This is a genomic window from Pseudarthrobacter sp. PvP004 (assembly GCF_017876035.1).
In the GTDB taxonomy this organism is placed as follows: Bacteria; Actinomycetota; Actinomycetes; order Actinomycetales; family Micrococcaceae; genus Arthrobacter; species Arthrobacter aurescens_A.
Window position 1 is genome coordinate 3,393,287 of the sequence record NZ_JAGINL010000001.1, and the last position, 24,078, is coordinate 3,417,364.

The 24,078-nt window shown below is 62.6% G+C and carries 22 protein-coding genes; 8 read left to right on the forward strand and 14 right to left on the reverse strand.

Going from position 1 to position 24,078, the window contains the following annotated elements; all coding sequences use genetic code 11:
* Positions 1–291 precede the first annotated feature (291 nt).
* Complete coding sequence (locus tag J3A64_RS15240) at positions 292–1,428, forward strand: AI-2E family transporter (protein ID WP_210064736.1); 1,137 nt, start codon at positions 292–294, stop codon at positions 1,426–1,428.
* A gap of 11 nt (positions 1,429–1,439) precedes the next feature.
* Here J3A64_RS15240 and J3A64_RS15245 read toward each other — a convergent pair whose 3' ends face one another.
* Positions 1,440–1,898 (reverse strand): iron chaperone, encoded by a 459-nt coding sequence (locus J3A64_RS15245; RefSeq protein WP_210064737.1) that lies wholly within the window; start codon positions 1,896–1,898, stop codon positions 1,440–1,442.
* Positions 1,899–2,140: 242 nt separating this feature from the next.
* On the opposite strand from J3A64_RS15245, the gene J3A64_RS15250 reads away from it, so the two are divergent.
* Complete coding sequence (locus J3A64_RS15250) at positions 2,141–2,749, forward strand: TasA family protein (protein ID WP_014922338.1); 609 nt, start codon at positions 2,141–2,143, stop codon at positions 2,747–2,749.
* A gap of 127 nt (positions 2,750–2,876) precedes the next feature.
* Positions 2,877–3,311: a SipW-dependent-type signal peptide-containing protein gene (locus tag J3A64_RS15255; protein ID WP_011773352.1), complete on the forward strand. Its 435-nt coding sequence runs from the start codon at positions 2,877–2,879 to the stop codon at positions 3,309–3,311.
* A 79-nt stretch (positions 3,312–3,390) separates the two neighbouring features.
* On the opposite strand, the gene J3A64_RS15260 is transcribed toward J3A64_RS15255, so the two are convergent.
* The 5 genes from J3A64_RS15260 to J3A64_RS15280 all read right to left on the reverse strand — a co-directional run bounded on the left by J3A64_RS15260 (position 3,391) and on the right by J3A64_RS15280 (position 8,105).
* Positions 3,391–4,503 carry an FAD-binding oxidoreductase gene (locus tag J3A64_RS15260; protein WP_210064739.1) on the reverse strand — a complete coding sequence of 371 codons (1,113 nt, stop codon included), beginning with the start codon at positions 4,501–4,503 and terminating at the stop codon, positions 3,391–3,393.
* Between the two features lie 64 nt (positions 4,504–4,567).
* Positions 4,568–5,629, reverse strand: coding sequence for a Gfo/Idh/MocA family oxidoreductase (locus tag J3A64_RS15265; protein WP_011773350.1), 1,062 nt, complete (start codon positions 5,627–5,629; stop codon positions 4,568–4,570).
* Positions 5,629–6,420, reverse strand: coding sequence for an amino acid ABC transporter ATP-binding protein (locus J3A64_RS15270; RefSeq protein WP_011773349.1), 792 nt, complete (start codon positions 6,418–6,420; stop codon positions 5,629–5,631). The genes J3A64_RS15265 and J3A64_RS15270 overlap by 1 nt, the downstream gene beginning before the upstream one ends.
* Positions 6,417–7,205: an amino acid ABC transporter permease gene (locus J3A64_RS15275; protein ID WP_011773348.1), complete on the reverse strand. Its 789-nt coding sequence runs from the start codon at positions 7,203–7,205 to the stop codon at positions 6,417–6,419. The genes J3A64_RS15270 and J3A64_RS15275 overlap by 4 nt, the downstream gene beginning before the upstream one ends.
* Before the next feature lie 33 nt (positions 7,206–7,238).
* Positions 7,239–8,105, reverse strand: coding sequence for an ABC transporter substrate-binding protein (locus tag J3A64_RS15280; RefSeq protein ID WP_043805760.1), 867 nt, complete (start codon positions 8,103–8,105; stop codon positions 7,239–7,241).
* 180 nt (positions 8,106–8,285) lie between these two features.
* On the opposite strand from J3A64_RS15280, the gene J3A64_RS15285 reads away from it, so the two are divergent.
* From J3A64_RS15285 to J3A64_RS15295, 3 genes are all read left to right on the forward strand, one after another.
* Positions 8,286–9,389 (forward strand): LacI family DNA-binding transcriptional regulator, encoded by a 1,104-nt coding sequence (locus J3A64_RS15285; RefSeq protein ID WP_210064740.1) that lies wholly within the window; start codon positions 8,286–8,288, stop codon positions 9,387–9,389.
* A 142-nt stretch (positions 9,390–9,531) separates the two neighbouring features.
* Positions 9,532–11,253 (forward strand): PHP domain-containing protein, encoded by a 1,722-nt coding sequence (locus J3A64_RS15290; RefSeq protein WP_210064742.1) that lies wholly within the window; start codon positions 9,532–9,534, stop codon positions 11,251–11,253.
* A gap of 56 nt (positions 11,254–11,309) precedes the next feature.
* A complete protein-coding gene (locus tag J3A64_RS15295; protein WP_210064744.1) occupies positions 11,310–12,245 on the forward strand; it encodes a CPBP family intramembrane glutamic endopeptidase in 936 nt (311 codons plus the stop codon).
* A 145-nt stretch (positions 12,246–12,390) separates the two neighbouring features.
* Here J3A64_RS15295 and J3A64_RS15300 read toward each other — a convergent pair whose 3' ends face one another.
* The 5 genes from J3A64_RS15300 to J3A64_RS15320 all read right to left on the reverse strand — a co-directional run bounded on the left by J3A64_RS15300 (position 12,391) and on the right by J3A64_RS15320 (position 17,842).
* Positions 12,391–13,533, reverse strand: coding sequence for an App1 family protein (locus tag J3A64_RS15300; RefSeq protein ID WP_014920660.1), 1,143 nt, complete (start codon positions 13,531–13,533; stop codon positions 12,391–12,393).
* Positions 13,534–13,618: 85 nt separating this feature from the next.
* Complete coding sequence (locus tag J3A64_RS23765; RefSeq protein WP_286176353.1) at positions 13,619–14,320, reverse strand: class F sortase; 702 nt, start codon at positions 14,318–14,320, stop codon at positions 13,619–13,621.
* 4 nt (positions 14,321–14,324) lie between these two features.
* The gene (locus tag J3A64_RS15310; protein ID WP_286176354.1) at positions 14,325–15,506 is read right to left on the reverse strand and encodes an ice-binding family protein; all 1,182 of its coding nucleotides are present in this window, start codon (positions 15,504–15,506) and stop codon (positions 14,325–14,327) included.
* Between the two features lie 426 nt (positions 15,507–15,932).
* On the reverse strand, positions 15,933–17,234 hold the full coding sequence (locus J3A64_RS15315) for a sodium:proton antiporter (protein ID WP_014920657.1): 1,302 nt from the start codon (positions 17,232–17,234) through the stop codon (positions 15,933–15,935).
* Positions 17,235–17,278: 44 nt separating this feature from the next.
* Entirely contained in the window at positions 17,279–17,842 is a 564-nt protein-coding gene (locus J3A64_RS15320) for a TetR/AcrR family transcriptional regulator (RefSeq protein WP_210064748.1), read from the reverse strand.
* A gap of 96 nt (positions 17,843–17,938) precedes the next feature.
* Between J3A64_RS15320 and J3A64_RS15325 the strand changes: the two genes are divergently transcribed.
* Both J3A64_RS15325 and J3A64_RS15330 read left to right on the forward strand, forming a co-directional pair.
* Positions 17,939–18,772, forward strand: coding sequence for an alpha/beta fold hydrolase (locus J3A64_RS15325; protein WP_210064750.1), 834 nt, complete (start codon positions 17,939–17,941; stop codon positions 18,770–18,772).
* Between the two features lie 211 nt (positions 18,773–18,983).
* Positions 18,984–20,333: an MFS transporter gene (locus J3A64_RS15330; protein ID WP_011773337.1), complete on the forward strand. Its 1,350-nt coding sequence runs from the start codon at positions 18,984–18,986 to the stop codon at positions 20,331–20,333.
* Positions 20,334–20,340: 7 nt separating this feature from the next.
* On the opposite strand, the gene J3A64_RS15335 is transcribed toward J3A64_RS15330, so the two are convergent.
* The 3 genes from J3A64_RS15335 to J3A64_RS15345 form a co-directional block, all read right to left on the reverse strand.
* Complete coding sequence (locus tag J3A64_RS15335) at positions 20,341–21,849, reverse strand: APC family permease (RefSeq protein ID WP_210064752.1); 1,509 nt, start codon at positions 21,847–21,849, stop codon at positions 20,341–20,343.
* A 217-nt stretch (positions 21,850–22,066) separates the two neighbouring features.
* The gene (locus J3A64_RS15340) at positions 22,067–23,563 is read right to left on the reverse strand and encodes an aldehyde dehydrogenase family protein (protein WP_210064753.1); all 1,497 of its coding nucleotides are present in this window, start codon (positions 23,561–23,563) and stop codon (positions 22,067–22,069) included.
* A 21-nt stretch (positions 23,564–23,584) separates the two neighbouring features.
* Positions 23,585–24,040 (reverse strand): hypothetical protein, encoded by a 456-nt coding sequence (locus J3A64_RS15345; protein ID WP_011773334.1) that lies wholly within the window; start codon positions 24,038–24,040, stop codon positions 23,585–23,587.
* Between the last annotated feature and the right edge of the window lie 38 nt (positions 24,041–24,078).

Consider the following 24,078-nt stretch of genomic DNA (forward strand, 5'->3'; position numbering starts at 1 on the left):
AGAGATCGTGACACTTCCTCCCACCCACGAGCCCGAGCCATTCCCTCCGGATCCCGGACCCGTGCCGCCACCGCCGGATCCCACCACCCCCTTTCCACCCAGCCCCATTCCGGACCCGAACCCAACCCCTGGTCCATTGCCGGTTCCCGATCCCGGGCCCGTCCCACCGCACCCCGATCCGACTCACTAGGCGGGCCAATCCGGCGCAGGACGTCTCCACTCCAGGGCAATAGTCAGTAGGCTTATGTTTGATCACGTCGGTTAACCGATGCGAACGAACAGGAGCTCATCATGACGGCACCCGAGGAAACAGCCCCCGTTTCCGTGCGCAAGCCATCCAAACCCGACCTCTGGAAAGACTCATTGGGCCGGACGGCCACCCGGGCGTCCCAGATATTGCTCATTCTGACCCTGACAGTGGTTGCGGTTTTTGGGCTGCTCCAAATCCGCTTGCTCGTCATCCCGGTGCTCATCGCCCTGATTCTGGCCGCGGCCATCGGCCCCTTCGTGAATATGCTGCGACGCCGCGGATGGCGTGGAGGGCTGGCCACCGGCGTCGCTTTCCTGGGCTTGTTGATAGTGCTCGGCGGGGTCATCACTGTCATTGTGATGTCAGTCCGAAGCCAATGGGACGAACTGATCAGTCAGGCAGCAGCCGGTTTGGACGAACTGGAGAACTTCCTGCTGACTGGACCGTTTCCCATTGACCGGGAGCAACTGAACCAGGCACGGGAAGCCGTGGTGGAGTTCGCGCAGAGCAGCCAGGTACGCTCCGGTGCAGTGACCGGACTGTCGGTAGTCACCGAATTCCTGGCCGGCGCCAGCCTGGTGGTAGTCATCCTGTTCTTCTTCCTCAAGGACGGCGCCAAAATCTGGGAATTCTTCCTGAGGCCCTTCAAAGGCAGGCGCGAAGCCAAGCTTCGCCGCGTCGGCAAGCGGACCATGGAGGTCCTGGGGGGCTACGTCCGGGGAACGGCGATCGTGGCGTTGGTGGACACCGTGGCCATCGGCGCTGCCTTGCTCATCATGCAAGTTCCGCTCGCCATCCCTTTGGCCATCATCGTGTTCATCGGCGCATTCATCCCCTTGGTGGGTGCCACAGTGGCCGGAATCCTGGCTGCTTTGGTGGCACTCGTGGCCAACGGTCCCATCGTGGCATTGATCGTGATCATCGTAGTGATCGCCGTCAACCAGCTCGAAGGCGACCTCCTCCAGCCGGTGGTCATGGGCAAGTCCCTGGAGCTCCACGCACTGGTCATCCTGATGGCCCTGACGGCAGGCACCATCCTTGCGGGCATCATCGGCGCCGTCCTGGCGGTACCCATCGCGGCGGTCACGTGGGCCATCATCCAAGTGTGGACGGCAGAAGATCCGGACCTGGAACCCATGAATCCGGAACTCCCGCCAGCCAACAGCCAACCGACCTAGCGGGCGCGCCCTTAGCTCAGTGCCTTCTTAATGAGCTCGACGATTCTTGCCTCAGTCTCAGGCGTGATCTCGGTGAGCGCGAAGGACGTGGGCCACATGGCGCCGTCGTCCAGCCGGGCATTCTCTTCGAAGCCGAGCGTGGCGTACCTCGCCTTGAACTTGTGGGAGCTCTGGAAGAAGACGATGTTCTTCCCGTCCCTGGCGTAGGCGGGCATACCGTACCAGGTTTTGGGGGTGAGCTCCGGGGCGTGCTCCTTGACGATCGCGTGGATTCGCTCGGCAAGAGCCTTATCTGCCTCAGGCATCTCGGCGATCTTGGCCAGCACGTCAGCCTCGCCATCTGCCTTGGACGATTTCTTGCGCGGCGCCTTCTTGAGTTCCTGTGCGCGCTCCTTCATTGCTGCGCGCTCTTCTTCAGTGAAACCGTCGTAGGACTTTTCCTTCGTGGCCGACTTTTCCGTGTCCGTCATGGCGTTCTCTCCCCTTGGTCTTAGAGCTGATACCCCTAACGGTAGGGTGCCCATGAATCTGCGGCTTCTCCGAAACTGCTCAATTGGGCTGCGGGAGTCTTGAGGGTTTCCTGAGGAACTGTTGACCGAACACAGGATTGGTTCTTGATCCGGGCCCGGCACAGTAGTTCTTGTCAGCCAGAGAGGCTGAAAAAGAACGGCCGGCCGGACCCGCGGTGGCCTCCCGAAAGGACCATACTCAGATGGCCATCAGCCTCAAGACCACCTCAGGCAAGATCCTGGCTTCCGTCGCACTGGTCGGCACCGCCGCCGCCGTCGCCGGCATGGGCACCTACGGCGCGTTCACCTCCTCCACCTCCGCCTCCCAGGCCGTCACCGCAGGCACCGTCACCATCGCCCTGGGCGCACCCGGCCCCGCGAACACCCTCAACGTCCCCGTCACGGGCCTGCTGCCCGGCGACAAAGTCGAAAAGCTCGTCACCCTGGCCAACACCGGCAACTCGGACCTGAACAACGTCACCCTCACCACCTCCGCCGGCGCCACCGCATCCCTGCTCACCACGGACGCCACCAACGGCCTGCAGCTGACCATCGAAAACTGCTCCGTAGCCTGGACCGGCGCCGCTGCACCCTACAACTGCACCGGAACCAAAACCACCGTCCTGGCCTCCGGCCCGGTCATCGCAGCGAACAAGGCCCTGAACAACCTGACCTCCCTGGCCTCGGCCAAAACCGACAACCTCAAAGTCACCACCGCGTTCCCCACCACTGCGAACAACGACTTCCAAGGCGCCGCATCCACCATCGCCTTCGCCTTCACCGGCACCCAACGCACCGAAACCACCAAGTAAGCACTGCCCTAGAAACAACAACAGCCCCGCCGGGCCTGATCGGTTTCCTTTCCCCCAGCCCGATCAGGCCCGGCGAGAACACCACCGGCGAGAAAACCACCAACGCCCAAGAAGGAGAACAATCACCATGACACCGCGGAACAGTTTCCTGCGCGCCTTGGTGATCGTCGCCGTCGTCGTCTTCGGCCTGATCGTCGCACCAACAGCCGCGGTGGCCGCCTTCACGGACATCGAACAAGCCACCCCGCAGTTCTCAGCCGCAAGTATCCCGGCCCCGGCCACCGCCAGCGTGACCATGAAGTGCACCCTTGGACTCCACACTGTGGTGACGGTGAATTCCTATGGACCAGTGGCGAACGCCAACTACTACGAGGTTAAGATCTTCGACCGCCTCGGCAACCTCGAGTTCACCGGCGACCTCAGCCAAGCGGCAGGTAGAACGTATAGCTCGGGCATCGAGATCATTGGCACGTGGAGCTACGAAGTCCGTGGTTACTACAAGGTTCCGGGCTCCACTAACTTCTGGACAGGGAAGCCCCTCAAGGGCACCATGACCTGCTGAACGGGTCACCTCAAACTCCAATGGCCCCGACACGCTTGAGCAGATGGCGTATCGGGGCCATTGGCCTGTCTAAGAGGGCTTAGGAGAAGCGCCCCGGGCGGAACGTGGCCAGCATGGGGTGCTCTTCGCCGCTCAGGATCTCACCGGACAGCAACTCCCCCGCGATGAGGCCCAGCGTGGCGCCCGAGTGCGTGAAGGCCACGAAGCAACCCGGCACTTGACCGAGTTCACCGAAGACCGGTTCGCCGTCGCCGGGGATGGGCTTGTAACCGATCTTCCAGGACGCCGGCTTGAGCTCGGGATTGCCCGCGATAAGTTTGGAGGACTCGTCAGCCAGCTGCTGGACGACGTCATCCGGGATGGTGAAGGAACCGTCGGCGTGCTCCGTAATGTGTTCCTCGTACCAGTCGTGATCCAGGGCGAAAGTGTTGCCGGGGTTCGGGCGAACAGCAGCCCGGGGCGTGTTCATCACCGCGGCGACCTGGTGCTCAACCGGCTTGGTGACCACCAGCATGGAAACCGGAGAACCGTTGGGGATTTCCACGCCCAAAGGCTTCACGACGGCGGGTGTGGCGGCACCGCAGGCAACAAGCACGGCATCAGCGGGGTACGTTTCACCGCCGGTAGTTTCGACGCCGGTGGCCCGGCCGCCGTCGACCATCACGGAGGCCTTGCCGGCGTTAAGGACCAGCTGTCCACCCAAGGCGTGGAATTCCTCCATCAGGAAGTTCACCAAGTCCGGCAGGCTGACCCAGCCTTCGCCGGGGTTGAAGATGGCCTTTTCGGGGACCGCGCCGGCGTCTATACCGGGCGTCACCGAGGCGATCTCTTCAGGGGCCAGCAGCTTGGAGTCGTAGCCAATGGACTTCTCGTAGGCGTGCCGGGCTTCTGTGACCTCGCTCTGCCCGGCGGCGTTCCACATGAGGCCACCCCCGAACTGCAGCCATTCACGGCTGGGGTCAGCGGCGAAGAGCGTCCGGTACCGGTCAACGCCTGCCACCCGCAGCTGGTGATACGGCGTGGAGCGTTCGCCCGCCGAGTTGAGCCAGGACAGCGAGCGGCCGGTGGCTTCGCTGGCCAGGCCCTGCTCGGTCAGCAGGGTTACCGAGGCGCCTTGGCGGAGAAGGTGGACGGCGGTGGATACGCCCAGGATGCCGCCTCCGATGACGGCAACGTGCTTGGTGGAGGACATGCGTGATCTCTCTTTCGGGTTCTGAATGCTGAAACGCGTCTGTGTTCTGAATGCTGATAAGTGCTTAGGCGAACGCGTGAATGTTTTCGATGATCCTGAGGGTTTCCAGCGCCTCCGCCGGCTGCACGGGAAGCGGGCCGCGCCCACGGAGCGAGGCTGCGAGCTCTCTGTAGAACTGTGGATAGTCGCCCTTTTCCGCCGGGACCGGCGTAGCTGATCCGTCCACTCCCAGAAGCCCCCAAGACTCCTGGGGTTCTGTGCCATATGTGGCGTCCGACGGCGTAATGCCGGCTGCGAGGGCCGGTTCCTGGCCGTCGAGTCCCCACTTGGTGTAGCCGGCTTTGGAGCCGAGGACGTGGAAGCGCGGGCCCACTTGGGCGGCCATTCCGTTCATCCACAGCCGTGTCCGGACACCGGACTCATGACGCAGCGACACGAAAGCTTCGGTGTCGGCAGCCTCCGTGTGCGGGCCGTGGTTGGCGGTCTCGCCGTAGCTCTCCTCCACAGGGCCGAACAGCTGGATGGCTTGGTCGATCAGGTGGGCGCCGAGATCATGGAGGATGCCGCCACCCTGGGCCAACGTGGCCGAATCGCGCCAGTTGCCGAAGCCTTCCGGCCGCCACCATTCAAAGCGGGACTCGAACGTCCGCACCTCGCCCAAGGTGCCGTCCTGCAGCAGTTTGCGCAGCGTCAGGAAGTCGGCGTCCCACCGGCGGTTTTGGAAGACCGTGAGCTGCACGCCGGCGTCGGACGCGCGCCCGGCAAGCTCCGCACCGTGGGCGACGGTAGTGACGAAAGGCTTGTCCACCACAACGTTGAGTCCGTGGGCGATGGCCGTGGCACCGAGCTCAAGGTGCGTGAGCGGCGGTGTCCCAAGCACCACGAGGTCCAAGTCGTCGGCCAGGGCGAACATGTCCTCCGGAGTGGGGACAATCCTTGCCTGTGGGTAGAGCCGCCCGGCTTCGGCCATGCGATGCGGATCTGCGGTCACGATGACGTCCAAGGAATAGTCCGGGTCCGCTTCGATCAACGGCGCATGGAACACCTTGCCCGAGACGCCAAACCCGACGACGGCGGTCCGGATGGGTGCCGCTGTTGCCATGCCCGGCAGAGGGGTCCCGCCCATCACAGCACTTCCGAAAGAAAGCGCTGCAGGCGTTCGCTGCGTGGGTTGTCGAAGAGCTCAGTGGGAGTTCCGATTTCCACTACTTCGCCCTCATCCATGAAGACCACTTGGTCCGCCACCTTGCGGGCAAAGCCCATCTCATGGGTGACAACCAGCATGGTCATGCCGCGGCGACCGAGGCCGGCCATGAGGTTGAGGACACCCTTGACGAGCTCGGGGTCCAGGGCGCTGGTGGCTTCGTCGAAGAGCATGACCTCGGGCTCCATGGCGAGTGCCCGGGCGATGGCGACGCGTTGCTGCTGTCCGCCGGAGAGGTCTCGGGGACGGTGGTCGGCGCGTTCGGCCAGGCCGACTTCGGCCAGGCGGCGCTGGGCGCGTTCCCGGGCCTCGGACTTGGACATCCCTTTAACGCTCCACAGGGCAAGTGCCACGTTTTCCAGGGCGGTGTGGTCCGGGAAGAGGTTGAAGTGCTGGAACACCATGCCGATTCGTGCCCGGAGGATGTCCGGCTTGACCTTGAGGGCACTTTCACCGGCCAGCAGCACGTCGCCGCTCTTGGGTTCGTGCAGGCGGTTGACGCCGCGCAGCAGCGTGGACTTGCCTGAGCCGGAGGGTCCGATGATGCAGGTGGTGGTCCCCGGGGCCACATTGAGGCTGACGTTGCGGAGCACTTCAACGTCCCCGTAGGCCATGGTCAGGTTCTGCAGTTCCAAGCTGGAGCCGTGGAACTTTTCAATGTCACTGCTTGGCTGGTTGGTGCTGGTAGCGCTGCTGCTGCTTGTGAGGTTCACGTGTTGCTCCCGGTGATGAGCGGCGAAGCCGCATCGAGTTCCTTGACTTCCTTCAACCCACTGGTGGGTGCCGTGGGACGGCGGCGTCCGGTGCGGAACTTGTTGTCGAAGTAGTTGACCAGGTGGGTCAGGGGCACCGTGATGATCAGGTAGAAGATGCCAGCCATGACCAGCGGTGAGAGGTTGCCGGACAGTACTGCGGCGTCCTGGCCCACCCGGAACAGTTCACGCTCGCTGACCAGGAGTCCAAGGAAGTAGACCAGCGATGAGTCTTTGACGATTGCAATGAACTGATTTACCAAGGCGGGCAGAACCCTGCGAATACCTTGCGGCACCACCACCAGGGCCATGGACTTGGAGTAGCTCATTCCCAAAGCGCGGCAGGCTTCCCCCTGCCCCTTGTCCACGCTCTGGATGCCGGCCCGGAAGATCTCTCCGATGTAAGCGCTGGCGATGAGGCTCAGGGCTATGATTCCCAGCGGGTAAGGCGAGGGGCCGAAGACCGACTGGCTCAACCGCGCAAAACCCTGGCCGATCAACAAGATGGTGAGGATAGCGGGCAGGCCACGGAAGAGGTCCGTGTAGATCCTTGCCGGGATGCGCAGCCACTTGGACCGCGAGATCCCCATGACCGCCACCACCATGCCCATCACTACGCCGAGGATGGTTGCTGCGATGGAGATGATCAGGGTGTTGAGGAGGCCAACTCCGAGGAGCTGGGGCAGTACTTCGACCATGGCGTCAAAGTCGAAGAACGTGCGGCTGATGGTATTGAGCCAATCCATTGAATGCTCTCAGACGTTAGGTGTTCGGGTGGCTTACTTGCTGGCTGTCGGGGAAGGGCTGGAGGTCTGCTCGGCCTTGGGGAGGTACTGCTCCGGCATCGGCGAACCCGGGAACCACTTTTCGTAGAGTTTCTTCCACGTGCCGTCTTCCATTGCTTCGGCCAGGCCCTTGTTCAGGGCTTCCTTGAAAGCGGGCTTGTCCTTGGCTATTGCGAAGCCCGCCGGTGCGTCGAAGGACGGGATGTCCGCGGCGCTGACCAGTCCGAACTGCTCCTGGTATTCCTTGGCTGCCTCGTAGTCCAGGAAGTGGGCGTCCACGGAACCGCTGTTGACTGCAGAGATGGCGGTGTTGTTGTCCGGGAAGCGGACCAGCTGCGCTGACGTGAAGTTCTTGACTGCGTAGGCTTCCTGCAAGGTGCCTTGGACCACGCCCAGGCGCTTGCCGTTGAGGCCATCGGCGTCGTTGATGCCTGAGGTCTTGGTGGTGATAACTGTCAGGTATCCGGCGAGATAGCCGTCGGAGAAGTCCACGGTTTCCTTGCGCTTGTCCGTGATGCCGATGGCTGCAACGCCGACGTCGAATTGACCATTGGCCACGGCTGCCAGGAGCCCGGAGAAGTCCTGTCCGGTGAAGACAACATTGTCTACGCCGGCGCGGTGGGCCACGTCCTTGAACAGTTCCACGTCAAAGCCGGTGAAGTTACCTGAGCTGTCCGTGAAGGTGTAGGGCTTGGAGTCGCCAAGGCTGGCGACGCGGATGGTGCCGGGCTCGATCAGGCCGTAAGGGTTTTCGGCGGATGGCGAGGAGCTGGCGGTAGATCCGCCGCAACCCGAGAGGGCGAGGATGGCCGCCAAGGCTGCTGCTGCGAGCGCTGCCGGGCGGAAGTTCAGTTTGATCACAGCGTTGTCCAATCGTGGGAGGGAAAGCGGTGCTGTTAGGAGCCGCTGAAAGGTATTACTCGATGCCGGGTCTTGTTGAGTCCGGTCTCAGCCCCTAGGATTGAGACCGGACTCACATCGATTGATAGAAATGTAGCGGAACTCACAAAGCCGCGTCAACACCCCTTCTGAAAGGTGAACATGAGCACTGAAGGATCCCGACGGCGGGACGTAACGGTTGCAGACGTCGCCAAAGCCGCGAAAGTATCCAAAGCGCAGGCGGCGCGGGCATTGGGTAACTACGGGGCCGTGAGCGATGACGTCCGTGAGCGCGTTCTCGCCGCAGCCGAGGAGCTTGAGTACCGGCCCAACGAACTCGCGCGCAGCATGAACACCGGCAAATCAAACACCATTGGCGTGGTGGTGGGCGATATTGAAAACCCCCACTTCGGCCTTGCCATGAGGGGCATCACGGACACCGCCAAGAAAAGCGGCTACAACGTCATCCTCATCAACACGGACGAGGAACGGGCAGCCGAAGTGGATGCCGTCCGCGTGCTGCTGGACAAGCGCGTGGACGGGCTCATCGTGGCTCCTGCATCGTCCGTGGAAACCTCGCACCTGCAGCAGGTCCGTGAGTCCGGGCGGCCCTTGGTCCTGCTGGATCGCGCTGCCGCAGGAGTTGACGTTGAGACCTTTGCCGTGGACATGGGAAGCATTTCCTACGAGTCCACCCAGCACTTGATCAAAGCCGGGCACCGGCGGATCGCCTTTGTTTCCACAGTTCGCACCGATGCTCCCTATGTTCCCGGGATGACCTTGGACTCTTCGCAGATCTCAGACCGCTTGGACGGAATCCGCCGGGCCTTCGATGAGGCGGGCCTTCCGCATCCCGCGGATCTCATCCGACTCAATGCAGGCGACGCCGATTCCATCATTCGGATCACGCGGGACCTGCTGAGCGGACCGGACGCCGCCACGGCCATCATCGCCTCCGACGGCTTGATCGCCTTGAGCGTGGTGGAAGCCATCCAGGAAGCCGGGCTCTCAATCCCCGGCGACGTCTCGTTCCTCATGTACGACGATTTCGCATGGACCCGCCTCACCACTCCCCCGCTCACCGTCATCGCACAGCCCGTGTACGACATGGGAATTGCCGCGGCCTCTGCGCTAATCAGGCAGATCGAGGGCAGGAAGGCGGCTGGACCCGGCCCGGAGTTGGCGGCGACATTGATCCAGCGGGGGTCCGTCGGGGCCCCCGCTATCGGCGCCGAGATCGCCGGAATCCTGCCGGATCGCTGGTAGCTTCCGGGTGGTTTCGACGTTTTCCCGCGAACTCGCTAGGGGTGCACACACCCGACCGTTCCCGCCCGGTTAACCTCCGCGCCATCCCGCTTCCCTACTGTGATCCCGCTTGGGGGATCGGAATCAATAGAGGGAAAGCGCCATGTGTACCGCAGAAGAAAACACCACCACCCACAGCCGAAGCGTGGAGCTGGCCGACGCTGAGCTGAAGACGATGGGGCTGAGCCGCCGGCGCATTCTTCAGTCGGCCGGCATCCTGGCCGCCGGCACAGCCGCCTCGGCAGCGATGGCCCGGCCTGCGATGGCGAACCCGGGCGGGAACGACCCCCAGCTGAAGTGGCTTGTGGGAGACCATCACGTTCACACCCAGTACAGCCACGACGCAAAGTACTTGATCAAGCAGCAGCTCGACGCCGCACAGTCCTACGGCGTGGACTGGCTGGCACTGACCGAGCACAGCAACTTTGGTCACGCCAACAACGGCGGGGCGGTCAATGCCAACAAGGAAATCCAGGCGCAGCGTTCCGCACGCCCTGAGCTGCTGATCTTCCAGGGACTCGAGTGGTACATCCCGGGAGCTGAGCACGCGTCGGTACTCGTCGCCCCCGGTCCCAACGAAGTGAACCTTCTGCGGACCTTCGAACTGGTGTGGGACGGAAAGCTGAACCAATGGGAGAAGCCAGCCCCTGGAACGGCCCAAGTGGAGACTTTCGAGCGAAAAGCAGTTGAAGCCATCGCATGGTTGGCCAACCAGCGTCGCTCCGGTTACATCGACGACGTCGTGGCGCTGGCAAACCACCCCATGCGTCTGGGCATCGATTCCCCGCACGAACTCCGGGCATGGCGTGACGCCGCCCGTGAGGTGATGATCGGCATGGAAGGTGCGCCCGGCGCGCAAGGCTCAGGCGTCAGCCAGTTCTCCAGGGCAGGCGACCAGCGCGGCGAATACACCAACAACCCCACCCAGTACAGCTTCCCCGGCTACCCGGCGGACGCCTTCAGGCCCTACGGCGGTTTCGACTGGGCCACCGCAACCGTGGGCGGCGTATGGGATTCCATGCTCGCCGAAGGCCTGCCGTTCTGGATCACGTCCAACTCAGACAACCACCTCACGGTCAAGGACACCTGGAAAACCGGCCCCTACCCGGCCGAGGAGCCCTACCTCAGCCTGCCTAACGAATTCGATCGCTGGTCTGTCACCGGCAAGCGTCCCGATCCTTTTGATGCCGGCGAAAAGCAGGGCGGCAGCGACTACTGGCCGGGTCAGTTCAGCCGCCTCCACACCGGCGTCACCAAGCACTCCTACACCGGCGTCCTGGACGCAATGCGCAATGGCCGCATGTGGGTGGACCACGGACACCTCCTTCAAGGACTCGACGTCCGGGTCCGCGAGGTACGCGGCAACGGCGGTAACGGTAACGGACGCAACGGCGTCACCCTCGGTTCCCGACTCCAGGTAAGGCGAGGTGCCGACGTCGAAATTTCCATCACCATTACGACGACGGACTACCGCAACTTCGCGGGGATCCTCCCGAATCTCGCCCACGTGGACGTCATCGGCGGTGCAGTTACGGGTGCAGCTGCCGATCGCGACACCTTGAAGGCTCCGGGAACCACTGTGTGGAATCAGATCGATGTGTCGGGCCGCGCCGGAACGTTCACCATCAAGCACGTCATCAAGGACGTGCAGGCATCTTGCTACTTCCGCCTCCGCGGCAGCGACGGCAACCGCCACGGCGCAGGCTATTACGGCGCATCCGTGGACCCCGCCGGGCCAATCCGCCACGGAGACAACCTCGGGGACGCTGACCCGTGGACCGATACTTGGTTTTACGCCAACCCGGTGTTCATCGACGTCGCGTAGCTGCTGCCGCCGTCGTTGGTCTTCTTCGCAGGCCCCGGTGAGAGGACAATGGGGTCATGAAGGTTGCCGACGGCGGCCGCTGGGCCTGGCCGCTCTTCCTCGTCCTCGCCTATGGAATTACCTGGGCCGTGCAAATTCCTGCATACCTCTACTTGGTCCCGCGCAACGTCGTTCCTACCAATGAGTCGAATTTCCTCTTGCTGGGGCAGCTGGGTGGCGGCGGAGTGGACGCTGGCGCCGCAGTAGCAGTCCTGCTGCTGTGCTTTTCTTTCGGGCCATCGATAGCAGGCATCATTGTCATCGCACTGGCACGCGGAAGGCCTGGGCTCCGGGAGCTGTTCTCCCGGCTGGCTAAGGCGCGAATCCCCGGGAAATGGATTGCCTTCGTCGTAGTGTTTCCCGCTGCCCTCAGCGTGACTGCGGTGTCCTTGGGCTGGGTGCTCGGAGGAATGCCCGCTATCAATTACAGATTTCTGGTGCCCCTGGCGTTAGCCGTGCCGTTCCTGCTGTTCCTGATAGTTTGCACGGGCTTGGCCGAAGAACTGGGCTGGCGGGGCTTTGCACTGCCTCACTTGCAACGTACGCGGACGGCGGAGAGGGCCAGTTGGATCCTGGGACTGGCGTGGGGTTTATGGCATGTGCCGTCGGTGGTACTGCTGCCCTTGATGACCGGCGCCGCGAACATCTTCCAGGCCGCGTTCTCTGTGGTGGGCCTAACCATCGGTGTGGTGGGATACACCATTGTCCTGACTTGGCTTTACAACAACACCGGCAGTCTCCTCTGGATTGTTGTCCTCCACGGCTACGCCAATGCATGGCAGTCTTACGTGGTCCTGTCTTCCGGAAACTTCACTGCCCAGGTGGTGTACGGGGTCCTTCCTTGGGTCCTCGCCGCTTGGCTGCTGAAAAAGTACGGCACCGAGTCACTCACCAACCGCAAGCCGCGCCCGGATGCCCCGGGTCGGCCCCGCAGCGTCCCGAACACAGGATGATGGATGCTCGCGGCACCGCGCATTACCGGGGCTTACGGTGAGATGCAGACGAATGGACGACAGATATCTTCGTCAGACGCGGGGGCAGGTGGCTTTGCGCACTGACCCACTACACCACGGTCAACTCGCCTGAGCCACGCATTCGTTAGTCGGAACCTGTAGTGACTTCGCCTTCCTCGGGATCGTCCGCGGAACGCACCTCATTGCGGATGATGCCCAGTTCTTCGAGCTGGGCCGACATTCCCGCACCGTCCGGGGCATAGATCCACGGGACTCCCGGCGTGGGCTGGCCGCCGGACTTCGACCGACCACCTGCGAGCACCGCTTCACCCGCGGAGAGCTGTCGGATCGCGATGGCCCGGACGCTGGCGGGATGGCGTTGGGCGAACTCGGAGTAGATGGCCTCATCGTGTTGTCCGTCGTCGCCCACCAGCAGCCACTTGATGTTGGGGAACTCCTCGGCGAGGCGTTCCAAAGAGGTCCTCTTATGCTCCTGGCCGCTGCGGAACCAGCGATCCGGAGTGGGACCCCAGTCCGTCAAGAGCTTGGGACCGGCGGGGTACAAGTTGCGGGACAGGAACCGGGACAGGGTTGGTGCCACATTCCATGCCCCGGTGGACAGATACAGCACCGGAGCGGACGGCGCGGTCCTGGCGATCCGCTCATACAGCACAGCCATACCCGGTGTGGGGGTCCTCGCGTGCTCATTAAGGACAAAGGTGTTCCATGCTGCCAGGAACGGACGGGGCAGCGCGGTCACCATCACGGTGTCGTCAATGTCGGACACGACGCCGAACACGGCGTCGTCCGCGACGATCTCCACGGGAGCCTCCACGGTTTCCGACTCCCCGGACCGGAGGGTGATGGTATGCCAACCGGCATCGAGGGCCACCGGAATACGCGCGTCGACTACCCCTCCGCGGTCAGCGACGACGTCGTGGACGGTGCCATCAATGGTGACCTGCACCGATGCGTGGGCCACCGGCGCACTGGTGAAGTTGCGCCAGCCGCGCATGCTTTCCTGCAACGGATTTGTGTGGCCCGCTGCGTCCCGAGGGTCGCTACGGACGATACGCGCGAGGACCCGAACCCAGGAAGTGCTGCCGTACCCGGTGTAAGGGATGACGGTCTCCACCCGGCCACGCCGGATCGCGAGACGCGTCTGAAAACCAAGCCACGCGTCGTCGAGCCTCATAGCGAGGTGACGGCGTCCTTTACTCAGCGGCGTGGGGCCTTCATTGTCAACGGCGTCGGACTGGGGGCGCGGTTTCATGGGACGGGGAGACATGCGTCCAGTCTTCCATGGCTCGGCTCCCGAACGCAGTGTGTCCGAAAGAACTCTGCGGAGTCCAGGACACCCGGCCCTGAAACGGTTATGGTGCGGGCAACGGACTGGCCTGAACGATGATGTTCTTTCCCCAAAGATCAGCCGCGTAGCAGGTGATCAGAATGAGCCGACCTGGCACTATGTCCCAGATTTTGCTGTCCCTCAAAGTTTCTTTGTACTCCGTGGTGACATCGTCCACCTTGAAGTCCAGTTGCCCCTCAACAGTGGTGACGGTCAGCAGATCACCCGCTTTCGCGAGTGTGCTGATGTTGTTGAATGGTGAGGCGCCGCCTTCCCAGCTGTGCCCCACAACGTAGGTAGTGTTCATCGAACCCTCACCGGGCATTCCGTATGGACTAAGCCAGTAGGCGTCCGGGGTGTGCGGCGGAACGATCGAATTCAGCTCAAGTTCCTGCAGCGTCGGAGCCAGCGACACCACGGCTTGATCCATCCCCACAGCCGCGTATGTGATGTGCAGGGGCGGGTTCCCTTGCCCCGGTTCAACAGCACTGCCCGGCCTTGCGGCCTGCGGAGTGAAGATGGGCGCTGTTGTCTGTGCACTGACCACGGGTACGGAACCCGGCCCGCTGGTAGCGGGCACGGATTCCGTTGCAGTGGCCGTGGATGGGGCATGGTGTACCCCTGCCTGTGCTGACCACCACCACCCAAGAAGCAGCAGAGTCAGCCCGACAGCGGCGAGGGCGGAGAACGACGCTCCCCTGCGTCGTTCGGCGCGGTGTCTCCGCAAGCTACTACTCCTTGTGGCTTCCCCTGCGCCCGCTCATCAGCAGCCGGCTTGCCAGGAAGACGACGCCCACGCCGCCAAGGCCCACCAAGAGTGTTCCGATGATCGTTGTTTGCTGGGTGGTGCCGGCACGGGACAAAGCGACGGCGGTATCCACATTGGCGCCTTGGTTCCTCCCTGTGCCGGCCAAGGGAACTGCCTGATTCGTAGCAGAAGCTGTTGCAGTAGTTCTTGTGGCGGGCGCCGTCTGAGTAGCAGAGGCTGTTGCAGTGGCAGTGGCTGTCGAAGTGGCCGTCGCCGTCGCCGTCTCAGTTGCAGTCACCGTGGGGGTGGCCGTCGCCGTCGCCGTCTCAGTTGCAGTCACCGTGGGGGTGGCCGTCGCCGTCGCCGTCTCAGTTGCAGTCACCGTGGGGGTGGCCGTCGCCGTCGCCGTCTCAGTTGCAGTCACCGTGGGGGTGGCCGTCGCCGTCGCCGTCTCTGTTGGAGTGACCGTTACCGTCGGCGTCGCGGTTGCGGTGCCCGGGGGCGCCGATGTTGTGGGCGTGGTGACGCAGGCGGGGGTGGTCACCACGTTGGTGTCGAGGGAGACCTGTCCGTTACGGGCAAGCAGCCGCCCCTCCACAACTGCGTTGGTTTGAGCTGTTATCGATGTCAGCGCGAGGATGGACCCCTTGAAACTCGAAGCAGTGCCCAGCGTTGCCGAGCTGCCAACCTGCCAGAACACGTTGCACGCCTGGGCGCCGTTAGTGAACACGATGCTGCTGGCTGAGGCCGTAATGAGCGTAGAAGCGACCTGAAAGATAAACACTGAGGCGGGATTGCCTTGGCCATCAAGGGTGAGCTGTCCGCTGAGCGCCAATGAGGACGTCGACTTATAGACACCCTCCGTGAGCGTCCGACCTACCAGGTCTCCGGATACGCTGGCCGTTAACGCTTGCCCGGCGGCATTGTTGTAAGCGGTGGTCAGATCCGACTGTGCCTGCAGCGCCACTGCGTCTGCTGCGTGGGTAGTGCCAGCGGCGATGCCGGGCGGAAACCCTGTAATTGCGGTGCCCGGGCTCAGGCCAAGGTCTCGCTGAAGGGTGGTCGGTCCTGTGTTGGTCACCGTTGTGGCGGCAAGGACGGAATAGGACGCTGCCGTACCCAAGTTCACCGGCGTGGCCGCAAATGCAGGCGACTGCTGCAACATGATGGCGCCTGCTGCAACATGATGGCGCCTGCAAGGAGAAGAATTCCGGAGGCAGCCCCCACCGATACGGTCCTTCGGCGCCGACGTGATCCCATCCATGGTGTGCGTGGATCTTTTCGCGCAGAGCTATGGTGCATGGCAGTTCCTTCCCCCAGCGGGGCAAACGCCCCAAAGCAACTGCCTAACAGGATGTGAGGGAGCTATACAGCGGACTGTACGCCCGCAAGCACGGCGCGCCTAGGGCAAGAGCTGGGCAAAAATGAACGTGGCCAGAGGGCAGATCTTGCTCTGCCAGGACCCAAATATGTATCGTCCCTGCTCAGACCATCAGGATGCTGACTATTGCACTCAGTGGCAACTGTCAAAGCCGGAAAAAAATTTACTCCAGAATTTTGATAAACCTCGCAATCCAAGGGCGGGCAGGCGCTACACAGCCGTGGTGGGTGCCCGGCCTTCGTCGCCATGCTGCTTTCGCGCTTCAGCGACCCGAAGTCGATCCAAGCGGTTCATCAGGGGCGCGGTGGTGGCCCCGTGCACCACGATGGACAGTGCCACCACCAAACCGATCAGGGCCCACAGTTCGCGTGCCTCGGCGTCGAAATTTCCATGGGTCAGCGCGTATGCCACGTAGAAGAGCGACCCGATCCCACGAATCCCGAAATAGGAGATGGCCAGGCGTTCGCGTGGCCCGGTCTTGCCACCCATCAGCCCGAGCCATCCAGCCAACGGGCGGACCAGCAAGAGGAACGCCAAAGCGACCAACACCTCCGTCCAACCGATCCCCTCCAAGAGACCACGGGCTATGGCGCCGCCGAGGAGCACCAGAATCACCACGGTCATCAGACGTTCGAGCTGCTCTACATAGCTATGCAGCACTTGGTGATAGGAGTGGTTGTGCTCGGCGGACCGGATAGTCAGAGCGCAAAGGAAGACCGCGACGAATCCGTAGCCCTCCACCATTTCCGCAGCGCCGTAGGCCAGGAAAGTAGCTGCGAGCGCCACGAAACCCTCGGAGTGTTCTGACAAGCGGAAAGTCTTGCCCTTGGCCGCAAAGAAGAACATGCTCAAGAGCTTGCCGGTGCCGAAACCGACGAGCACCCCCGCAACAGTGCGCCAGAGAACATCCAGAGCGACCCATTCCCCCAGCCATGCATCCGGGGAGGCCCCTACCAAGCTGATCAGGATGGCCAGGTACACAAAGGGGAAGGCGAGCCCGTCATTCAAGCCTGCCTCGGAGGTCAAAGCGAAGCGGACCTCATCCTCGTCCGGGTCATCTTCCGCGTCCGCAGGTTTTCCCACCTGGACCTCGGATGCCAGAACAGGGTCAGTGGGTGCAATCGCCCCTGCGACGAGGATGGCGCCCGCCAGTCCCAAGCCCAGCACCCACAGACCGAGGAGCGTCATCACCAGGATGCACAAAGGCATGACGATGCCGAGCAGGCGCCATGTGGTGGACCATCCGCGCCAACGGAAGGGTCTGTCCAGGGCCAATCCGGCGCCCATGAGCGAGATGATGACGCACACTTCGGTCAGGTGAGTCGTGAAATCCCCGTACTTGACGGGGTCCGGGTCCGGTAGCTCGGGAAGCAGGGTGAACGCCAGAATTCCGCTGCCCAGAAAGACCATCGGCATGGAAAGCGGCATGTGGCGCAACAATTTGGGCAGAACTGCTGCGGCCAACACCGCAAAGCCTGCCGAGAGGAACAAGATGCTGGGGGCTTCGAACACGAATAATCTTCTTCCTGACGAGCCGTTCGGCCCATCCCAGAAGCCTAGTTGGAAGTCAGCGCTGCGTCGATCAGGACTTCGGCTGCTTGACGCGCCTGTCCGGCTGCGTCGGATGTTCCCGCGATGGCCGCAGTGGTTTGGGCGCCTTCGGCGAGAATCGCGAGTTGCGGTGCCAGGTATTTTGGCGCGCCGGCCTCGCCAGCCAACCGGGCAACGTATTCCTGGAACGATTCCTTGTGCTTCCGCGCATATTCGGCGACGTCCGGGCTGATGGCACCGAGTTCGGCGAAGCTGTTGATGAAGCCGCACCCTCGGAAAGAATCCTGGCAGAACCATCCCGCGAGGTAGTCGAAGATGGCTAGGAGGCGTTCGCGGGGTGTCCCGGCTTGCTGGACGGTTGCGTCGAGCCCTTGGGTCCAGGATTGATGCCGGTGTTTAAGCACAGCCATGACGATGCTGCTCTTTGAGGGAAATTCCCCGTACAGCTTTTTCAACGAGACCCCGGCCGCCGAACGGAGTTCATCCATGCCAACGGCTTGGATTCCCTTCGCGTTGTAGAGCTCATCGGCGGTGGCGACGATGCGGTTTCGGACCTCGGAAATATCCATGTGCCCATTCTACTTGAAATGAGAACGATCGTTCTATACGATAAAAACACAACCGGAGAACGACCGTTCTCCACCTTCGGAAAAGGGAACAAAATCATGGGCTTCATCAAGGTCGGCACCGAGAACACCACGGACATTGAGCTCTACTACGAGGATCACGGGACGGGTCAGCCCGTGGTCCTGATCCACGGATACCCCCTGGATGGCGGCTCTTGGGAAAAGCAGACAGCCGCCCTCCTGAACGCCGGATACAGGGTCATCACCTACGATCGCCGTGGCTTTGGCAAGTCCAGCAAACCGACCACGGGCTATGACTACGACACCTTCGCGGCAGACCTGAACACCGTGCTTGAAACCTTGGACCTGGAGAACGCCGTACTGGTGGGCTTCTCGATGGGCACCGGCGAAGTCGGGCGCTACATCGGCACGTACGGAGAAGCCCGCGTAGCCAAAGCCGCTTTCCTGGCTTCGCTCGAACCCTTCCTCCTCCAGACGGACGACAACCCCACCGGCGTTCCATCGTCAGTCTTCGACGGCATCCGCAACGCCGCCATCGAAGACCGGTACGCCTGGTTCACCAACTTTTACAACGACTTCTTCAACACCGATAACTTCCTGGGCAACCGCCTCAGCGAAGAGGCGCTGCGGAATTCGTGGAACGTCGCCGCAGGCTCGTCCTGGTATGCGTCCTTCGCGGTTGTGGACTCGTGGCTCACGGACTTCCGCTCCGACATCGAGAAGGTCACCGTCCCGTCATTGATTGTCCACGGCACCGACGACCGCATCCTGCCCATCGAATCCACGGGCCGCGAATTCACCAAGCGCCTCCCCTCCGCCGAATACGTCGAGATCGAAGACGCCCCGCACGGCATGCTCTGGACGCACGGCACCGAAATCAACGAGATCCTGCTTCGCTTCCTGGCCAAGTAATTAATAACGACGGCGGCAGGTCACCCCAGGTTCCAAGGGAACCCGCGGCGGCCCGCCGCCGTCGTGCCTTGACGTAGCGCAGGTCACGTCCTATGCTTTATGAATCGATTCAAGAAGTAACCTTCCTCACGCTGAATGAGCACCAAAAGTTCAGTCCTGGACGGGAAGAGCTCTTGTTCCTTGCCAACGACGACATAGGAGTTCAGCCGCAATGACCGTGATGCACGGGAGGGACGTCCCTTCAACCCAAGGGGAAGCCACCGGCCAGAAGGATCCGAAGAAAGCCGCCATGAGCGGTTGGATCGGAAGCGCGCTGGAATACTACGACTTCGCCCTGTATTCACTGGCGGCGACGCTCTTGTTTCCCACCATCTTCTTCCCCACGGAGAATCCCACCGTCGGCATCATCGCGTCGCTGGCCACCTACGCCGTAGGTTACGTTTCCCGCCCGCTCGGCGCCGTGATCCTGGGCGCCTACGGTGACCGGCACGGGCGCAAGAAGGTGCTCGTTTTCGCGATGCTGCTCATGGGCTTCGCTACCTTTGCCGTCGGACTCCTGCCCACGTACGGACAGGTGGGCCTCCTCGCTCCTGTCCTCCTGGTGATTCTCCGACTGGTCCAAGGATTCGCCGTCGCGGGTGAACTCGGTGGCGCCAGTGCGATGATCGTGGAGCACTCCCCCGACGCGAAGCGCGGCTTCTTCGCCAGCTTCAGCCTGCAGGGCACACAGGTGGGCTCCATCCTGGCCACGGCCGTCCTTATTCCCCTCGCCGCATTCCTCCCCGACGAGCAGTTCCACTCGTGGGGCTGGCGACTGCCATTCCTGCTCAGCGCCGTAGTGATCGTGGCCGGATACGTCATTCGCCGCCGCGTCGAGGAGCCTCCCGCATACCTGGCCCAGTCCGAAGACGCCGGCGCCAAGCGTCGCTTCCCACTGGTGGACCTCCTGCGCACCCACCCCTGGGTTTTGCTCCGGTGCATCATCATGACGTTCACCAACGTCATCGGTATGGCCACCCTCATCTTCGGTGTCTCCTTCGCCACCCAGAAGGGCTACGGCATCGGTTTTTCCAGCAGTGAGTTCCTCTGGGTGACCATGGCTGCCAATGTTGCCGCAGTGCTGACCATCCCGCTGTTCGGCGCCCTGTCCGACAAGATCGGCCGCCGGGCACTGATGGTGGCCGGCGGCATCACCGGCGGCCTGCTGACCGTGGGATACCTGTGGGCGATCGAACAGCGCAGCCTCCCGTTGGTGTTCGTCTGCGTCGTGATCGTTCAGGGCATCCTCTTCCAGATGTGGAACGCCACCTTTGCCACGTTCTTCCAGGAGCAATTCCCCATGCGGATGAGGGTCACCGGCTTCGCGGTCTCGCAAAACATCGGGCTCATGATCGCTTCCTTCTTCCCGAGCCTCTTTACGGCAATCGCTCCCCCGGGATCAGCGAACATCCCCATGGTCATCGGGCTGACCACGCTGGGCATCTGCGTTGTCTCGGCCGTGGCAACCCTCCTGTCCTCGGACACCAAGGGCAAAACACTCGAGGACCTCGAAGCCCGCTAGTGCCCAGCTAGTCGTTGACCAGCTCAGCTGTCTCGCTCACGGGCGCCACCGCGTCCCTGACCTTCTTCCCGCGGGCATATCCAACAAGCCCCAGGGCCAGAATGCAGCCGAGGGTTCCAAGAGCAAAGGCCTCGAAAGTGAACTGCGAGACGCCCCACGTTGCCTCGAAGTCGTATGGCAAGCCGAAAAGCACATCCAGTGTCCCCGGGAAGATGGCCACCCAGGACCCGATCAGGATCCACGCGAAGCAGATGAAACCCAGAATGCGGAAGCCCGTGTCCGAGACAGGAACCTTAAAAGGCCGGTCAGCGTGGGGATACTTGCTCCGCAGCTTCACGGCAGCCGGGATGGCCAACAGGTAACTGAGCAGGAACGTGGAAATCGCGATGGAGAGGACTACGCCAAACAGTGCGCTGCTGGTGCCGCTGAGCTGCATGGCTGCGAGCATGAACAGCGTCGCCACCACACCGGAGAGCGTGTTGACGCGGATGGGGGTGCCCAGCTTGGGGTGGAAGCGTCCGAAGAAACCTCCGAAGAAGGAGCCGTCTGCAGCAGCCATGGCCTGCATGCGGTCGCTGATGATCATCCATGCGGCGCCTTGCGAGACCAGGATGAAGCAGAAAACCACCGCGGAAACGGACAGCATGACCTCCGCAGCAGGCCCAAAGACTGTGTAGACCGTGGCGATTGCGCCGAACAGACCTCCAATGCCGGTGATCTGGTCCAACGGCACTACCAGCAGGATGGCCAGGATGGGGAGCAGGTAGCTCGCGGCGGCAATCATGGAGGACCTGGCAACCGAGATGGGAACGTCCTTGGCCGGGTTCTTCATTTCCCCCGCGGCGCTGTTCCCGGACTCGAAGCCAAGGAACGAGAACAGCAGAAGTGGCGTGACGCCCAGGAAGCCAGCAAGCGTGGGTGAGAAGAAGCCCAGGTCGAGCCCGTTGAAACCGTGCTGCAGCCCGTAAATCATGGTGACAATGATGAAGAAGGTCAGGAACGCCACCTTGAGGATGGCCCCCAGCGAGGGTAGCCATTTGCCGTGCTTCAAGCTGATGATCGCTGAGGTCACCGTGATCCAGATGAAGAGCAGCTTGAAGATGTAATCGGCAGGGCTTCCGGCGTCCACATGGCCCACGTACTCGGACCAGGTTTCCACTGCTACGAAGGCCATGGCGCCACCCACCCAAACGGGCTGCGTCACCCAGGTGAAAAGGGACGTGATGGCTGCAACCACGCGCCCAAAGGCCATTTTTGTCCATACGTAGACGCCGCCCTCTTCAGTGAAGGCACCGCCTGTCTCAGCGAAGATGAGTCCGTAGGGGACCATAAATGTGATGGCCAGGATGAGTGTCCAGGTGAAGGTTTCCCCGCCGAACCCGGAAACCTGGCCCAGGACTTCCACTGAGATGACGGCGGCGACCACCAACAACAAGATGTCGAAGCGGCCCAGGGATTTTTGCAGATGCTTGCTTTGTTCTTGCGCGAGCCGCGTTGAGGCTACTGGCTGATCCATGATCGATCCTTTGCTACTGCTTAAGTTTGCTACTGAGCAAGAAGGGTGGGAAGGGAAGGTGTCTTAGCGACTGGTGCGATGTGAGGGAGCGGGCGGGCTCTCGTCTACGTTGACGTGCCGGGTCCGGTCCACTGTGAGCCCTAGCGTAGGCGCGTGAATTGCATCAGGTAAACCATGGAATAACGATGCATATCAGCGTTTTTTCAGATGGGATAGATCAGTCGAACTGGATCCACGTAGTCTTTGGCGCCGTGTAGTTGTCGAAGGCATGCAGGGAGAGGTCCCGGCCGAATCCGGACTGCTTGAAGCCTCCGAACGGGGTGGTGTTTCCCAGTGCGTCAACGGTGTTAACGGAGACTGTTCCGGCAAGGAGCTCCCCTGCCACCCGATGGCCGCGGGACAGGTTGGACGTCCACACGGATGCAGCCAATCCGTAGTCTGTGGCATTGGCCAACCGCACCGCTTCCTCCTCCGAGTCGAACGCGTGCAGCACAGCCACGGGTCCAAAGATCTCGTCGCGGTGAACGTCATGGTCCGCCGGGAGGCTGCCCAGGAGCGTGGGCTCCAGGTAGGCATCGGAGCCTTGGATTTCGAGCCGCTCACCGCCGAAAAGCACCTCACCTTCGGTGCGTCCCCGCCGAATCCAGCCTTCGACGTCGTTCGTGTGGGCGCTGCTGATGAGGGCGCCATTGCCGGCCAAACCAGCCAGCGGATCCGCGGCCCGGTAACCAACCGCAGCGTCTGCAAGCAGGGTTGCGAACTCTTCATGGATGTCCCGCTGCACCAGGATCCGTGAGTTCGCAGAGCAGACCTGGCCCTGATTGTAGAAGGCCCCAAAAGCAGCTTTGGCTGCCGCTTTAGGCAGGTCGGCCGTATCGGAGAAGACGATATTGGAACTCTTACCGCCGGCTTCCAGGCTTAGTCGCTTGAGGTTGCTGCGACCTGAGGCTTCCAACAGTGTTCGGGAAACGGCAGTGGAGCCCGTGAAGGCCAGCGCATCAACGTCCATGTGATGCGCCAACGCTGCGCCTACTTCGCGGCCGGTACCGGTAATGATGTTCAGCACGCCATCCGGCAGACCCGCTTCCGTGGCCAGCTCGGCGAGGCGCAACACGCTCAGCGAGGTCTGTTCGGCCGGCTTGAGCACCACTGTGTTGCCGGAGGCCAGTGCCGGCGCCAGTTTCCACACCGCGATTTCCAGCGGGAAGTTCCACGGAACAATGGCGGCCACTACGCCCAGGGGTTCGCGGGTCACCAGGGCCGTGGCGCCGGGTGGGACGGCGGGCATTTCACCGCTTTGCTTGTCTATAGCCTCGGCGTACCAGCGCAGCGTGGAGATGGCGCCGGGTACGTCCACGGTTGTGGTCTGCAGGATTGGTTTTCCGCTGTCCAGCGTCTCCAGCAGGGCCAGCTCATCGGCATTCAACTCCATGAGGTTGGCCAACGCCAGCAACAGCCCCTTTCGCTTTTCGGCCCCGGAACGGGACCACGACGGGAAAGCGCGCCTCGCGGCCGCCACCGCGCGATCGACGTCAGCCAGGCCGCACGCGGCCAACTCAGCGAGGACTCGGCCATCAATCGGGCTGATGGTGCGACGGACGAGCCCGGTGCTTGCCGCTGCCCGCCCGCCATCAATAAATGCCCTGCCATCGATCGCCAGGGCGTCGGCTCGGCCGTGCCAGTCGAAGGACAGCGTGGTGGATGTTGTGTTCATGGTGACTCCTGGTGTGGGGTTTCAGTTCGGGTGTGGTGTTGCGGTGCGGGTCATGCGGAGGGCCGCCGAAGCAGCCATAAGGCAAAGCAGTTCAACGCCGATGAGGATGAGCATGGCCGGCTGGTGGTCCGGAGTGGATGCGCCCTGGACGTGACCGTGGTGGCCGCTGCCAGGTCCCAGCAGGAGGACCAGATGGATGAGGATCATTGCTGCACTCATGGCCAGGAGGTGGCCAGCGGCACGAGTTGCGGCCTGTCCGGCGCAGAACGTCCGGGCGGGAAAGCCCGCCATGGGAGCCGCGCAGCTCAAGCACGCAGCGCCCATCGCGGCCATCCACCAGGCCATCACTCCTGCCGGACCGCTGGCCGCTGCCACCACATGGGCTACAGCGCTGCCAGCAGCAGCAACGCCCACGAGGCCCGCGGAAACGGGCGTAGTTGTGCCGCGCCGCCGGGGTAGGCGGGATTGCTGGTTCATGGTTCTCCTGGCCGCCGGCGACATTTGGGTCAAGGACT

What these genes read in the sequence shown, in the direction of transcription:
- J3A64_RS15240 (WP_210064736.1), top strand. Translation starts at nt 292, where the DNA reads ATGACGGCACCCGAGGAAACAGCCCCCGTTTCCGTGCGCAAGCCATCC.
- J3A64_RS15245 (WP_210064737.1), bottom strand. Translation starts at nt 1,898, where the DNA reads ATGACGGACACGGAAAAGTCGGCCACGAAGGAAAAGTCCTACGACGGT.
- J3A64_RS15250 (WP_014922338.1), top strand. Translation starts at nt 2,141, where the DNA reads ATGGCCATCAGCCTCAAGACCACCTCAGGCAAGATCCTGGCTTCCGTC.
- J3A64_RS15255 (WP_011773352.1), top strand. Translation starts at nt 2,877, where the DNA reads ATGACACCGCGGAACAGTTTCCTGCGCGCCTTGGTGATCGTCGCCGTC.
- J3A64_RS15260 (WP_210064739.1), bottom strand. Translation starts at nt 4,503, where the DNA reads ATGTCCTCCACCAAGCACGTTGCCGTCATCGGAGGCGGCATCCTGGGC.
- J3A64_RS15265 (WP_011773350.1), bottom strand. Translation starts at nt 5,629, where the DNA reads ATGGGCGGGACCCCTCTGCCGGGCATGGCAACAGCGGCACCCATCCGG.
- J3A64_RS15275 (WP_011773348.1), bottom strand. Translation starts at nt 7,205, where the DNA reads ATGGATTGGCTCAATACCATCAGCCGCACGTTCTTCGACTTTGACGCC.
- J3A64_RS15285 (WP_210064740.1), top strand. Translation starts at nt 8,286, where the DNA reads ATGAGCACTGAAGGATCCCGACGGCGGGACGTAACGGTTGCAGACGTC.
- J3A64_RS15290 (WP_210064742.1), top strand. Translation starts at nt 9,532, where the DNA reads ATGTGTACCGCAGAAGAAAACACCACCACCCACAGCCGAAGCGTGGAG.
- J3A64_RS15295 (WP_210064744.1), top strand. Translation starts at nt 11,310, where the DNA reads ATGAAGGTTGCCGACGGCGGCCGCTGGGCCTGGCCGCTCTTCCTCGTC.
- J3A64_RS15300 (WP_014920660.1), bottom strand. Translation starts at nt 13,533, where the DNA reads ATGTCTCCCCGTCCCATGAAACCGCGCCCCCAGTCCGACGCCGTTGAC.
- J3A64_RS15310 (WP_286176354.1), bottom strand. Translation starts at nt 15,506, where the DNA reads ATGTTGCAGCAGTCGCCTGCATTTGCGGCCACGCCGGTGAACTTGGGT.
- J3A64_RS15320 (WP_210064748.1), bottom strand. Translation starts at nt 17,842, where the DNA reads ATGGATATTTCCGAGGTCCGAAACCGCATCGTCGCCACCGCCGATGAG.
- J3A64_RS15325 (WP_210064750.1), top strand. Translation starts at nt 17,939, where the DNA reads ATGGGCTTCATCAAGGTCGGCACCGAGAACACCACGGACATTGAGCTC.
- J3A64_RS15330 (WP_011773337.1), top strand. Translation starts at nt 18,984, where the DNA reads ATGACCGTGATGCACGGGAGGGACGTCCCTTCAACCCAAGGGGAAGCC.
- J3A64_RS15335 (WP_210064752.1), bottom strand. Translation starts at nt 21,849, where the DNA reads ATGGATCAGCCAGTAGCCTCAACGCGGCTCGCGCAAGAACAAAGCAAG.
- J3A64_RS15340 (WP_210064753.1), bottom strand. Translation starts at nt 23,563, where the DNA reads ATGAACACAACATCCACCACGCTGTCCTTCGACTGGCACGGCCGAGCC.
- J3A64_RS15345 (WP_011773334.1), bottom strand. Translation starts at nt 24,040, where the DNA reads ATGAACCAGCAATCCCGCCTACCCCGGCGGCGCGGCACAACTACGCCC.